This is a genomic window from Bacillus silvicola (assembly GCF_050524305.1).
GTDB lineage: Bacteria > Bacillota > Bacilli > Bacillales > Bacillaceae_G > Bacillus_A > Bacillus_A cereus_AT.
Map to the genome: position 1 here is coordinate 441,688 of NZ_JBNGVC010000017.1, position 13,209 is coordinate 454,896.

The following is a 13,209-nucleotide window of genomic DNA, read 5'->3' on the forward strand; positions in this document are numbered from 1 at the left end:
CACAGCTAATTCTCATCATACAAATTATCTATCGTTTCTTGTAAAGAATCTAAGAGATACTCGCTAAAGTTGTCATAAGTAATCGCATACACTTCTTTTGAAAAACGACTCGACACTCGCCGTCTTTCATGCGACTTGTATCTAAGCATGTTACGGTGCCGTCAATATCATTTATAACAATATACTGTAATGGCAGAGCGTATGTTTTTCTATACAATTTCGTGTGATATACAACAGATGAATCCGCTGCAGTTCCTTCACAACCATGTATATCCATTCCATCAAGTCCGCCACTACCATACTGCTTTAAAAACCAATGATAACTGTTTGGGAATGGAGTGTTTAGAAAGTGTGACGCTTCTTGAATCGTATCTTCACTTACACCACCTATAAAATCACCATCTTTTACATATGTGTTTATGATTGAAATGATTTTATCTTTCATCTTTTTGCTTCCCTTCCAAATGTTATTTTGAGTTCTTTTTCTTTTATATAGTATAAAAGGAAGAAGCCTTTTGTCTCCTTCCTTCTACTCACACATACCTATTGCTTATTGACAAATTATGAAATAATAGCATTCATCGCTATTAAAATATAACACTTAAAGTGATTAGTCAGATATGCAATTATACATACAGCGTACCAATTTCATTACAAAGAAGAAATCTATTTGTCCTTGGCAGATTGGGAAACGAATAGATTCAGGGGTTCTGGTGCAAAAATAAAACAAAAGAGAATAAAGCATATATATTCCTAACGGAATCGTATCTTATGTTGCAAGCCCAAACAATTGATGGATGAATTCTTTTTGATTTTGGACAGACTGGTTCCGTAAAGCAATCTGTTCTTTTTTAATCATATGCATGGCTTTTACTCCAGAAAGAATAGATGTAGCTGTGTCAAAAGATTTAAGACCTAGCATAGAACAGATTCGCTTCTTTATAAAGCGATGATCTTGTTCTACTATGTTATTCAAGGGGTAGCGTCACATCGCTATCAAGCTAACAAAACAAAGTACCCCCTAGAATGAAAAAACACGCTAATGTTTCTGTAGAATCATAGGAAAGGATAGTGTTTTTTGTAGTTATTTCAGATTTGTATCAAATACACAAATGAATGTAAAGAATGTTTTTTTCTTCTTGTTAGGAATATAATCAAGGGAATTTATGGGGAAGGAATGTTGTCACGTATGAATAAACAAAAAGAATACTGGAATGGAGTAGCAAATGAAAAAGAATTCACGACACCTTTTCAACTCGACTTATTCTCAAAGTATGTAAATAAAGATGCAATCTTATTGGACTATGGATGCGGGTATGGAAGATGTAGCGAGTTAAAATTTCGTTTTTTGGGGGCTTCAAAATCTTAGCTTGATAGCGATGTGGTTCTACCCCAAAAAGAAGTTCCTTTTTTCTGAAAATGTATACAAATGCAAAATGTATCATGAATATCCAAAAAAGATTTTATATTTCATTAATTTATTCCTTTCCATCTACATTAATCATTTATTGCAACAGCTTTCACGTCTAAAATAAGATGTTTCAACAAAGGAAAGTATAAGTATCTTTATAATGATTTTCCAATATGATCAATGTGTTAATGAAAGGAACTCTGTGTTATTTTTGCTTTTCTACTAACTAATACAGCTTCAAACAATGGACACAATTGCTACATGCCAAGTATAATTTATTATCCATTCAAGATTCTGTTTATTCAATCTTTCTAAAAATAAAAAAATCTTAGACTCATAAATATACAAGTTATAATGAGGGCGTCGAGAGATAATCTATTACCTCTAGAGAAAATATCAAACCTAGTTCTGGTGCAAAAATTCTAAAGACCTTGCAAGTACTTCTAAAATTGGACATACTGATACGATTACTCTAAGAAAGGTGTGTGGTCAGAAGGGAAATTTATTAACACAAAAAATGAAAGCGTTATCAACTCGATCTTATTTTGAATTGGTTATTCTAATAACTTAGATTCAACTGCAATTAAAAATAATAAATTATGGAGGTGCTTATATGAACATGAATGTAGCATCTATTAAAGAAAAAAAGGTAGTTAAATACAAAAGTTGTTTTGATGTGATTGGGCCGGTAATGATAGGTCCTTCAAGTTCACATACTGCAGGTGCTTTGGCTATTGGGACAGTTGCCAATAAATTATTTCAAGGTCTTCCAAAAAAAGTCGTGGTAAGGTATTATGAATCGTTTGCTGAAACCCATAAAGGACACGGAACTGATTTTGCAATTATTGCTGGGATATTAGGATTTGCTGCCGATGACAGCAAAGTGCCAGATGCTATTAAAATAGCAGAATCTAAAGGAATTGACATTACCTTTATTGAAAAAGCGGGTGATAGTCCTGCTGGTCATCCAAATACGGCAGATATATATTTAGAGGATGAAAGCCGAAGTATTAGAACGATGGGTATTTCGGTCGGCGGTGGATTAATTGAAGTCAAACATGTTGAAATTGACGGATTTAGCTTAGATCTGCAGGGGCCATTGCCAGTTGTTATTGCGATCTCCGAAAGAGCTGACTTTGAATTTGTCTTACGTAGGATCTTTAAACAATATGATGTGGAAATTAACAACTTTCATAGTTTAGAAGAAAACAGAAAATATTTATATGCATTCGCTTTGGATTCGCTATTGCCTGGTTATGTTCAGAAGGAATTAGGAAGTTTAAGCAATATAGCTAATATCATTATTTTTTAGTTACTTTAAGGGGTGAAAAAATATGTATATGACCATAAAAGAAATTGTGGATGCAGCTAATAAAAGCCAAAAGCCAATTTATGAATTAGCAATCGAACAGGAAATCGAACAAACTAAAACTTCTTATGAAGAAGCTTGGGGTAAAATGGAAAGAAATTTAGCGACTATGGAAAATGCCATAAATAAAAGTATCGAGGGCGACGGGGTATTTTCTCCGACCGGTTTAACCGGAGGTGATGCTGTTAAAATTAAAAACTATCGAGAAAATAGGAAAACTCTTTCTGGAGATTTGATGGTGTTAGGGATTCAAAGTGCTATCGGTGTTAATGAAGTAAATGCTGCATTAGGGGCTATTTGTGCAACCCCAACAGCAGGTGCGAGTGGGACGATCCCGGGAGTCCTATATAGTATTAAAGATACGTTGCAGTTAACTCATGAAGATATGATCCATTTTCTATTCACTTCAGCGTTATTTGGAACGATAGTCGCAAATAACGCTTGTATTTCAGGAGCTTACGGAGGATGTCAAGCTGAAGTAGGCAGTGCCTCAGCGATGGCGGCTGCAGCGGCGGTAGAAGCTGCCGGTGGAACGCCACAGCAATCTTCTGAAGCTTTCTCAACCGCATTACAAAATTTACTCGGTTTAGTTTGTGATCCGGTCGCTGGTTTGGTAGAAATTCCTTGTGTAAAGAGAAACGCCATTGGAACGGCAAATGCTTTAGCTGCAGCGGACATCGCATTAGCCGGCGTAAACAATATCATCAATGCAGACGAAGTTATTGAAGCGATGTATAGAGTTGGAAGACAGATGCCTCGCGAATTAAGAGAGACAGGTTTAGGCGGAATTGCGGCCACACCTACAGGGATTGCCATTAAAAATAAAATCTTTGGGGAGAAACAATCAAATTAATAAACAGTTATCGGAAATATTGTGAAATAGTTAGCAATCCTATTCTCTATTGTTCTCCTAAGGATGTCTGTATATTGAGAGCTATTATCACTAAAATATACTACTATATAATTAAAGTGTTTTGTAAGAGCTAACAAACCCATCAGATTGATGACTAGCGAATTTTTCGATTTTGATCAACTTAGAAGAAGGACACACGATGTGGCGTACTTTGTAAGCAATTCATTTTTCAAGAACTGTCTATATTCCTAAGCCTTAAAAAGAGACGGAAGAATAGGACACAAGGAGGAATTATTATATGAATGGGAATACTGCAAAAAAAATAGAATTTCAGGCTGAAAATACTGCAGTAAAAAATGAGGAATATCCAGATCCTACAAAGTGGCATAAACAGGATACTACCTGGGCATTGAGCCTTTTTGGAACAGCCATTGGAGCAGGAGTACTCTTTTTACCGATTAATGCAGGTTCAGGGGGATTATTATCATTACTACTAATTACATTACTTGCATATCCAGTTATGTATTACTCACATAGGGCGCTTGCTAAAATGATATATGCTTCCAATTCTGCTGAAGAGGGGATTACAGGTACAATAAGAGAGTATTTTGGAAATAAGGCAAGTATCATTTTTAACATAGTATATTTCGTCTCAATTTATACAATCGTGCTAATGTATTCTGTTGCACTTACAAATACTGCAAGTAGTTTTATCGTGCATCAATTGCACATGCCGGAGCCTCCAAGAGCCATTTTATCGCTTGTATTAGTACTCGGTCTTATCGTTATACTAAATTTTGGTCAAGATATCACTGTAAAGATAATGAGCATGCTAGTTTATCCTTTCATAGCTTCTCTACTTTTTATCTCAATATCTTTGATTCCACAGTGGAATACGTCAATGCTTAGTTTTTCAAGTGTTTCTACTGCTTCAACAGGAACAGGATATTTGGGAACGATATGGATGATACTACCAATCATAGTATTCTCGTTTAATCATTCTCCTATGATTTCGTCATTTGTTATGAAACAGAGAGCTACGTATGGAATAGAAGCTACTGATGCCAAATGTGCTCAAATACAAAAAGTTTGTTATATCATGACATTCGCTGTTGTTATGTTCTTTGTTTGGAGCAGTACTTTAAGTTTGACTCCAGATGATCTTAAGGTGGCAAAAGAACAGAACTTGTCAATCCTATCATATCTTGCTAATGAGCTTAATTCGCCTGTAATCACGATTGCAGCTCCTATCATTGCTTTTGTGGCTATTACAAAGTCTTTCCTTGGCCATTATATAGGAGCATATGAAGTAATGCGTGACATGATTATTAAGTCCGGTAAAACACGCGGGAAAGATATAGGAGAAAAAACAGTTAAGACTATGATCCTTACTTTTGTCGTATTAACATGCTGGTATGTTGCTTATGCAAACCCAAGTATTCTTGGAATCATTGATGCCCTTAGCGGACCGTTAGTTGCTGCTATCTTATGTTTATTACCAATGTATGCAATTCGTAAAGTGCCTGTACTAGCTAAATATAGAGGGAAAATGAGCAATGTATTTGTCATTATTATAGGTATCCTTACTGTCCTAGCAAGTATTAAGTCATTATTCTAATTCACTATTGTTAGTTCTGATGCAAAAATAGTGAGATATGAAAAAAGAACGAAAGATTCCTAGCGGAACTAAATTTTATATTGTTGAACCAAAGAAATCATGGTTTTGGACAAACTTTTCATCTTGGAGAGTTTGTCCTTTTTTGATTATATGCATAACTTCTATTCTTGCAATCACCATTTTAGCTGTTTGCAATGATTTTAATCCAAGCATATTAGGGTGTCGTCCCATGTCCATCAAGCTAATAATTTGAAGTATTCCTTAAGGTTCTGATGAGATGTGGATTCAGTGTTAAAGGTAAAGACAACGGTTTTTCCAATGCGCGTAGATATGATTTAGAAGAATTTGTTCTCACCCTAAGCTATGCAATTAGTATGAGGAGAGCTTCTTCTGTTTTAGAGGGCTATTCTACAATATAAGTGCAGCATCACTTCTGCATAACGATCTTCCATTATCGGGTGCATTTCTTAAAAAAGAATTGCATCTTTATTAAGAATCGAAAACCATGAGTGATTTCAATAGCAGCTGTCCCCATGGGAGGAAAGACCTCGAAAACAATGTGTGAAACGAAGACATCAATGTTGTAGTCAGTATATTTAGGTAAAAACAAGTCTAAAGTTCCCTTTTTTCTAGGAATCTCGAGCATTGAACCTACTGATAAGGGAAAACCTAAAGGGCCTACTAAGATTATATTTAAAATGGGAGGTTATAAATTTGAGTACAATAGAGAATGCATTATCTATCTTCGCCTTAGGCGGCTTGAATGAAATCGGAAAAAATATGTATGCGATTGAATATTCAAACAATATCGTGATTATCGATTGTGGCAATAAGTTTCCAGATGAAAGTTTATTAGGAATTGATTTAATTATCCCTGATATAGCTTATTTAGTAGAAAATAAAGATAAAGTCAGGGCTTTAATTGTCACACATGGACATGAAGATCATATCGGGGGGATCCCGTTCTTCTTAAAAAAATTGAATGTACCCGTTTATGCCACACGCTTCACACTAGGATTAATTGAAATCAAATTAAAAGAACATAAACTCCTAAGAGAAAGTGAACTTATTGAAATCAACTCAAACTCAAACTTGACAATTGGGGAAATAAGCGTAAGTTTTTTCAAAGTGATCCATAGTATTCCTGATTGCTTGGGAATAGTCTTTCACACACCAGAGGGTAATATTGTACATACAGGGGACTTCAAGTTCGATTTAACCCCTGCGAATAATGAGAATTCGGATATTCATAAAATGGCTGCAATCGGCAAAGAAGGGGTCTTGCTTCTATTATCTGAGAGTACCAATGCAGAGCGTCCTGGTTTGACCCCATCAGAACAAATAGTAGGTGAACATGTGGAAGCAGCTTTCATGAAAGCCGAACGCAAAGTTATTCTTTCTACCTTTGCTTCAAATATTAGTCGCGTTCAACAAGTCGTGAATGCAGCACAAAAAACAAATCGAAAAATTGCGTTGCTTGGACGAAGTATGGTTAATGTCATCGCGGTTGCTATGGAACGTGGTTATTTAACAGTTCCAGATGGAATGTTAATTGACCCACATGAAATCAATGAAATGGATCCTGAAAGGGTGGCCATTTTATGCACGGGGAGTCAAGGAGAACCATTGGCTGCTCTTGCACGCCTGTCCACAGGAAACTTTCGCGGTGTCGACATTTTACCTGAAGATACGGTTATCTTTGCAGCAGGTCCAATACCCGGGAATGAACGAAATATCACAAGTATCGTAGACAACCTATTTGCACTTGGAGCCAAAGTGATTTATGGATCAGGAAGTACATCCGGAATGCATGTTTCTGGCCATGGTTATCAAGAAGATTTAAAACTAATGCTTACATTAATGAAACCAAAATATTTTATTCCCATTCACGGTGAATTTAGAATGCTACACCATCACCGTTTGTTAGGTGAATCCGTTGGAGTAGAGCAAGGAAACACGTTTATCATCAATAATGGGGATGTCGTCGATATTGAACATACCATTGCCCGTCAGACCCGGAAAATACCGGTGGGGAATACCTATATAGACGGTGGGGATGTCGATAATATTGGGGAAATTGTGTTACGAGACCGCAAACAACTTTCAGAGGATGGGATGCTCATGATTATTTTAACTATGAGCAAAGCGGAAGGAACGTTGATTTCTGACCCCGATACCATTTCTCGTGGATTTATGGATAGCGATTTCTCAGAACTCCGAAGAGACGTTAATCGACTTACTATAAAAACTGTTAACGAGCTACAAGAAGCAAATAGAAACTCATGGAATGTAATGAAAAAACAAATAAAAAAATCAATACGACAATATGTATATACACATACTAAGAAAAAACCAATGATTGTACCTATACTTATTGAAATTTAATAGGGGGAAGTTTAAAAGAAGGAGCAACAATTGAAGTGACGCTTGAGCCACCATTAGAACCGTTAATAGAAGCTGAAACACCACCTACGGATAAAAAGAAAAATTAGAGCATATTTTCGTTAAAATGTAGGCGATACGCTGCTGTGCCTATTAGCTTAAGAAAAGTAAATCCCCCAAAAACAAAAAATGAGCTGACTTCTCAAAATAACTAACTGTAGAGAAAGAAAATTTTCATTTTGGGGGTAATCCAAAACCTTAGCTTGATGGGCATGTGACGCTACCCCTGTAAGCAAAAAATAGGGAGATATCGATAAGACAAATCGAGAATCTTCCTATTATATAGATGCTAGAACAATGAATCCCCAATAGCTATTGTAGCCAGATTTTGACGTCTTGTACGCTCTCTTAAATAACGCTCTGTCGTCATAATAGATTCATGTCCTAAGTAGTCACGTATTTTCTTAAGTTCAACACCTTTTCCCATTAAATAATTCGCAAAGAAATGTCTACAGGTATGGGGTGTAATTCTATCTCTTCGGTGGCGTAGAAACGGTAAATTAGTTTCTACAATTTTTTCTGCCACGTATTTTGATAAGTAGTCTGCTCGATAGTGTGAGCCATCTGCTTTGGGTAGAAAAGCAGATGTACTTGAGACATCCAATTTACTCGTTTGTCTTCGTAATTGACGAAGACGACAGATATCATCAAGTACATCCTCAAAAATACGAACTTCTCTGTCTTTATTCCCTTTTCCAACTACACGTAAGAGATACGTATTTAAGGAGGAATGGAATACAAGGTCTGCCCACTTTGCATTTGCAACTTCTTCAATCCGGAGTCCAGTAGTCGTAAGGAGGAAAAACAATGCATACATAAAGTGATTTGTTTTCTTCAGTGTATCTAGAATCTCATTTACTTCTTCAGGAAAGAGGTCACGATTGACCAGCGCTTCTTTTTTTACAGATACCTTTTTTATACGAGTGCTATAGTCATCAGTTAATCCATTATTATCATATACATATCGTAGAAACTGCTGTACCACTGTTTTTTTTCGACGTAATGTAGTGGCCGCATATTTCTTACTTAGTTCATAGAAGTAGATTTCCATCTCATTATGCGATAACTCTTGAATGGTTCCTACTTTTTCTTTTATGTAACGAAGGAAATGAGAAAGGTCATGTAGATAGATTTTTTTTGTCCGATCACTTCTCTTTTTCGTTAAGGAAGGTTCATCATGTAAAAATAAGTAAACCAAGGATTCTTCACTCAATTGGGAATAATCAATGTTTCGGATGCCTATACCCATGATTTTTTCAAAGTGGCTATTATCAAAAAAATCCGACTTCGATTTTATCAGTTGATTATCATGTTTGAAATTTATAATATTCAAATTTAGTCACAACCTTTAGTAGAATGAATTGAAACATACATATTTTTTATAAGCTTTTATTATTCCAATTATACCACAATAAATAGATTATTTATTGTGGTATAAAATGAAATATTTAAAAATAGTATTTTTCTTGTTATTTAACTTTTCATCTTAGTTAATATATAATTGAAATGTTTAATTGGCTTTTTTGTACATTTCAACCCAAATATGATAGGAGGAGATTTTTTTGAAAAATCTTCTTCGGAAAATTTTACGTGAAATTTATGATTTAGAATATACCCATTGTTCAACTTGCCCTCTGAACAACCTATCAATGAATTGTACAGATGAGCAAAAAAGACAAAACAACGAAACTACAAACATTGTAAAGGCTGTCCAATTTTCGATTCCATTGGTGAGAAAGGAGAGAAATTGAATCTTTTATCAAAAAAGAGTACATTTAATAAGGTAAGGGAACGTTACATAGATAATCCGATCAAGTATCTGCAGTATAAAGAGTATTCATTAAAGGATGTAGTAAAAGAGACGGGTATAACAAAGTACGAACTAAGAAAATTAATACAAAAACTAGAATGAATGTTTCGGATGAGGTGAGAAATGAACTATTTATCTTTCGAAGAGGTATGCGATAGCGTAGGTTTAACAAAAAATCAATTAAGCTATTTAATAAAGTATAAACAAATCCAACCTATAAATCCTGTTACCTGGAAAGCAGATGGCGGATACCGTTTTAAAGAAGAAGATGTGCTAAAACTTGTTGAAATGTATAAAGATGCTTTGACATTAAAGAAAGCAGCAGAGTTTCTCGGTAAATCGAAGACATATGTACATAATGCTGCAAGAGATGGCTTATTACCATTTAAAGAAATTGCTAAAGGGAAATCTACTGAGCGATTGTATTTAAAAAGAGATTTAGAAATTTTTAAGCAAGAAATTGAAAATATATCAAAAGAGGAACCAATAGAAAAAAAGCAGCATGTGAGCTTATATCTTGATCCAAAGGTAGTGGAAGCAATAAAGAAAATAGCTTCAAAAAAAGGGTATAATGGTTACAAAAAGTTTGCAGAAGACATTTTATATGAAGAAGTGAAGGGAGAAATAGAATAATAGATTTTCCAACGAAAATAGGACCCTTTAAAATCGGAAATCGTTTTAAGGGTCCTATTTTCGTTTTGTAGATGATTATGCGATTTGGAATGTAATTGTATTAACTCCCTCATTAAAGTGGATTACAATTGAATTTAAGAGGTGATTTTTTTGTTTGTTTTTTCAAATCTGCTATAATTACAAAAAATGGTAAGTTAATTATCAGAAAAAAGATTCACAATCAAAAAAATTGATATTTTTGTAAACCATGCTATTATTTCTTTTACTAAAATAAAATGCACTCCACAGAAAAAAGCAAATGAAAATGAACTTTTGGAAAAATACGTTATGAAAAAAATATAAGTATACATATTTATATTATAGTAAACTAAAAATCAATAATACCCATAATTTCTGAATGTTTATATAATAACATATAATATGATTAATTTTAGTGGAAGTATAGGTGTATCCAGTACCTGCTCGTGTGGAATATGTACAACAGAAGAGTATAAGGATTATAAGTTCTGGTGCAAAAACTTAAGGACAATTGCAATGAATCTATAAATCTTGGACATACTGTTACTATTACTTTAAAAAGGGTGCATGATTTGGTGGAAATGCTAGAAGAACGGGGTTTATCCATTTCGCATACAATGATTATGCGTTGGGTTCAAATGTTTTGATACAGCTACATCCATTCTTTCTGGAGTAGAAGTAAAAAAGGGCAGCTTGATTTACGGGACCAGTCTGTCCAAAATCAGAAAGAATTCATCCATCAATTGTTTGGACTTGCAGCATAAGATACGATTCTGTTGGGAATATATGTGCTTTATTCTCCTATATTTTATTTTTGCACCAGAATCGAAATGCGAATAAAGAAACTATATCATATGAAAAATCCCGATAATTTTAAACGACTAATATATTGGATTGGAAATTATAATACCCAAAAAACGAATTTAATTATATAAAAAACTCATAATTAAATGCACTTTTTATATAATTAAAGTGTTGTCTGAGGATATTAGTTAAGGGTTTCAAAATCTATAAGAGAAATAGTTCGTCCATTCATTATTACACTACATGATAAGTAGAAGTCGAGGAATCAAAAGAATTTAGTATTTTTAGCTTTTAAGTATGGCTGCATCCTCCTGCACCTGGATAAACAGGTGAAAATACATCAGGAAGTTGAAATGCAGCTGAATCTAGGATACGAATACGCTTGAAAATAGAAGTGTATGGAGAAGAGAACAGCTTAGTTGAAGATAACTTCTGGTTGAGAAGTTCGGCTAACACTTGTTGTAGAAATTGCGCGGCTGTGGCATTAAATCTTTGATTCAGTCCTTCAGGACTGATGAGCACTTCTGTTGATGCTTCTAAGCAGCTACATAACTGAGTTAAAGGGGTTTTAGCGACATTTTGACTAATCCATACACATAAAGCTACTAAATCTTTTGCTTGGTACTTACTGGTTCGTTGTACAAAACCAGCATCTCTAGCAAGATCTCGTAAGAAATTTGGAGATAAGAAGTTTTGAATTTCTTGAGCAAATAGTTGTAATTTATCAGATACAGAAATAGACATACAAAAACGCCATCCTTTCCTATGATTCTACAGAAAGAATAGCGCATTTTTCATTTGAAGGAAATTTAATTTTGTTAGCTTAATAGCGATGAGTGCTAGCCCCTAAACCTCTAGCCAGCACTCACACAAAAAAACAAGGAAGGAATTCTTAAATACTTGCTAGAATTTTAAATGAAAAGACATTGCAAAATCACTTGAAATGACGCCGCAAACAGGCCATTTAATGGTGGGAAAATTTAATTGAGGAGGGAAACTGTGAGAATACCTTTTGTACCTAAAAATGTTGAGATTAGTCAGGATCGCTATGATTTTATCAAAGAATACCGAGGCGGAGGATTTATGTTAATTGCAGGTGCTGTTTTTTGGTTATTAGCATTTATATAAACTATGCATTACCTAAAGTAGCAGTAGTAGTGTTTTATATATGGGGTGGATTGCTTATTCCTATAATTGGAGTAGCTTTATTTAAAGTGATGAAAATGTCTGCAAAACCTAATCAGTATTCATCATTTGTTACATTTTCCTCCGGTGTCGTAGTTGTTTGTATTCCAGTATTGTTTCTCGTTAAAGAACTGAATGCGGATATGTTACTTCCTGTAATATGTATTATAAATGCCGCTCATTTTCTTATTCTTTGCTGGATCATTTAGATTATTTATATTTCATACTTGTTATTTTGGGAGTTTCACTTGGGTGCCTTTTTATTTAAGCTCCCAAGTACATTACCTTGCATTAATTTGGGGATTAATTTCTTTAATAACTGGAATTATTACTCATTATTCTACCCAACAGCCTTTAAAGGGATATGACTTTGCCATCAAAGGATAAATCCAGCAACCGGTTTTATTAATTAATAACTGTCAAGAAATGAAAATTTTCTTTTTCTATAGTTAGTTATTGTGAGAAGTCAGCCCTTTTTTTCATTTTAGGGGGTATTTTGTTTTATTAAGTTGATAGCGATGTGGCGGTACCCCACTAAGAAATGTAGCAAAACTAAACCATTTTCCTTTTATTAGGATCTATCTGATGGACTAGAGCAGTAACTCTGTGATTAGGCCTAAATGCAATAGTAGCTGATTTATAAGAAAACGTTATTATTTCTAATGAAGCTTGTTTAGAAATAATAACATTTTTTGGTGCTTGGTGTATTAGATTTTCTTAAGTTGATGGGCATGTATGGTGAGCCCTATTGGTTAAAATAAAAGACCAAGGTTTCAATATGCCAGGAGGGCATATTGAAAAAGGAGAAACTCCTGAACAAACTCTTCTTCGAGAAGCTATGGAAGAAGGATATGTTACAGGAAACACATCCTTCTTAGTTTTTATTAAAGTTAGTCATGAAGAAAATTCAAAATATGATCCAAATGGAAAATACCCACTTATTGGATATCAACTTTTCTATCAAATGAATGTTACAGAATGCTTACCTTTTAAAAGCAATATGCCGAATTTGGGTAGAACCAGAAGAATTTCCTTATGTTATTAAAGATCATGAATTATCCTTTTT

General features: G+C 34.4%; 10 protein-coding genes and 7 pseudogenes. 12 read left to right on the plus strand and 5 right to left on the minus strand.

Annotation, left to right across the window (positions count from 1 at the left end):
• Window positions 1–5 precede the first annotated feature (5 nt).
• Both ACP6L7_RS33655 and ACP6L7_RS33660 read right to left on the minus strand, forming a co-directional pair.
• Window positions 6–445, minus strand: a pseudogene (locus ACP6L7_RS33655) (SMI1/KNR4 family protein).
• Window positions 446–769: 324 nt separating this feature from the next.
• Window positions 770–976: pseudogene (locus ACP6L7_RS33660) on the minus strand (DDE-type integrase/transposase/recombinase); the annotation flags it as partial.
• A 204-nt stretch (window positions 977–1,180) separates the two neighbouring features.
• On the opposite strand from ACP6L7_RS33660, the gene ACP6L7_RS33665 reads away from it, so the two are divergent.
• The 4 genes from ACP6L7_RS33665 to ACP6L7_RS33680 all read left to right on the plus strand — a co-directional run bounded on the left by ACP6L7_RS33665 (window position 1,181) and on the right by ACP6L7_RS33680 (window position 5,251).
• Window positions 1,181–1,369 (plus strand): hypothetical protein, encoded by a 189-nt coding sequence (locus ACP6L7_RS33665; protein ID WP_240523198.1) that lies wholly within the window; start codon window positions 1,181–1,183, stop codon window positions 1,367–1,369.
• A 655-nt stretch (window positions 1,370–2,024) separates the two neighbouring features.
• Entirely contained in the window at window positions 2,025–2,723 is a 699-nt protein-coding gene (sdaAB, locus tag ACP6L7_RS33670; protein WP_097831106.1) for an L-serine ammonia-lyase, iron-sulfur-dependent subunit beta, read from the plus strand.
• A 22-nt stretch (window positions 2,724–2,745) separates the two neighbouring features.
• The gene (gene sdaAA / locus ACP6L7_RS33675; protein ID WP_097831105.1) at window positions 2,746–3,633 is read left to right on the plus strand and encodes an L-serine ammonia-lyase, iron-sulfur-dependent, subunit alpha; all 888 of its coding nucleotides are present in this window, start codon (window positions 2,746–2,748) and stop codon (window positions 3,631–3,633) included.
• Window positions 3,634–3,931: 298 nt separating this feature from the next.
• Window positions 3,932–5,251, plus strand: a complete 1,320-nt coding sequence (locus tag ACP6L7_RS33680; RefSeq protein WP_097831104.1) for an aromatic amino acid transport family protein — start codon at window positions 3,932–3,934, stop codon at window positions 5,249–5,251.
• 75 nt (window positions 5,252–5,326) lie between these two features.
• On the opposite strand, the pseudogene ACP6L7_RS33685 reads toward ACP6L7_RS33680, so the two are convergent.
• Window positions 5,327–5,476, minus strand: a pseudogene (locus ACP6L7_RS33685) (IS6 family transposase); the annotation flags it as partial.
• A gap of 489 nt (window positions 5,477–5,965) precedes the next feature.
• Between ACP6L7_RS33685 and ACP6L7_RS33690 the strand changes: the two are divergent.
• Window positions 5,966–7,636 (plus strand): ribonuclease J, encoded by a 1,671-nt coding sequence (locus ACP6L7_RS33690; RefSeq protein WP_097831103.1) that lies wholly within the window; start codon window positions 5,966–5,968, stop codon window positions 7,634–7,636.
• Between the two features lie 346 nt (window positions 7,637–7,982).
• Here ACP6L7_RS33690 and ACP6L7_RS33695 read toward each other — a convergent pair whose 3' ends face one another.
• Window positions 7,983–9,026: a tyrosine-type recombinase/integrase gene (locus ACP6L7_RS33695; RefSeq protein WP_063218032.1), complete on the minus strand. Its 1,044-nt coding sequence runs from the start codon at window positions 9,024–9,026 to the stop codon at window positions 7,983–7,985.
• 229 nt (window positions 9,027–9,255) lie between these two features.
• Between ACP6L7_RS33695 and ACP6L7_RS33700 the strand changes: the two are divergent.
• From ACP6L7_RS33700 to ACP6L7_RS33715, 4 genes and pseudogenes are all read left to right on the plus strand, one after another.
• A pseudogene (locus ACP6L7_RS33700) lies at window positions 9,256–9,605 on the plus strand (transposase).
• Window positions 9,606–9,626: 21 nt separating this feature from the next.
• The gene (locus ACP6L7_RS33705) at window positions 9,627–10,136 is read left to right on the plus strand and encodes a helix-turn-helix domain-containing protein (protein WP_097831102.1); all 510 of its coding nucleotides are present in this window, start codon (window positions 9,627–9,629) and stop codon (window positions 10,134–10,136) included.
• A 587-nt stretch (window positions 10,137–10,723) separates the two neighbouring features.
• Window positions 10,724–10,798, plus strand: a pseudogene (locus tag ACP6L7_RS33710) (IS6 family transposase); the annotation flags it as partial.
• Window positions 10,782–10,918, plus strand: a pseudogene (locus tag ACP6L7_RS33715) (IS6 family transposase); the annotation flags it as partial. The pseudogenes ACP6L7_RS33710 and ACP6L7_RS33715, both read left to right, overlap by 17 nt.
• 334 nt (window positions 10,919–11,252) lie before the next feature.
• Here ACP6L7_RS33715 and ACP6L7_RS33720 read toward each other — a convergent pair.
• A pseudogene (locus ACP6L7_RS33720) lies at window positions 11,253–11,702 on the minus strand (transposase); the annotation flags it as partial.
• 255 nt (window positions 11,703–11,957) lie between these two features.
• Here ACP6L7_RS33720 and ACP6L7_RS33725 point away from each other — a divergent pair.
• The 3 genes from ACP6L7_RS33725 to ACP6L7_RS33735 all read left to right on the plus strand — a co-directional run bounded on the left by ACP6L7_RS33725 (window position 11,958) and on the right by ACP6L7_RS33735 (window position 13,188).
• Complete coding sequence (locus ACP6L7_RS33725) at window positions 11,958–12,086, plus strand: hypothetical protein (protein WP_257156223.1); 129 nt, start codon at window positions 11,958–11,960, stop codon at window positions 12,084–12,086.
• Entirely contained in the window at window positions 12,065–12,352 is a 288-nt protein-coding gene (locus ACP6L7_RS33730; protein ID WP_430529729.1) for a hypothetical protein, read from the plus strand. Before ACP6L7_RS33725 ends, ACP6L7_RS33730 begins: the two co-directional genes overlap by 22 nt.
• A gap of 539 nt (window positions 12,353–12,891) precedes the next feature.
• A complete protein-coding gene (locus ACP6L7_RS33735; RefSeq protein ID WP_097831100.1) occupies window positions 12,892–13,188 on the plus strand; it encodes an NUDIX hydrolase in 297 nt (98 codons plus the stop codon).
• Window positions 13,189–13,209: the final 21 nt, after the last annotated feature.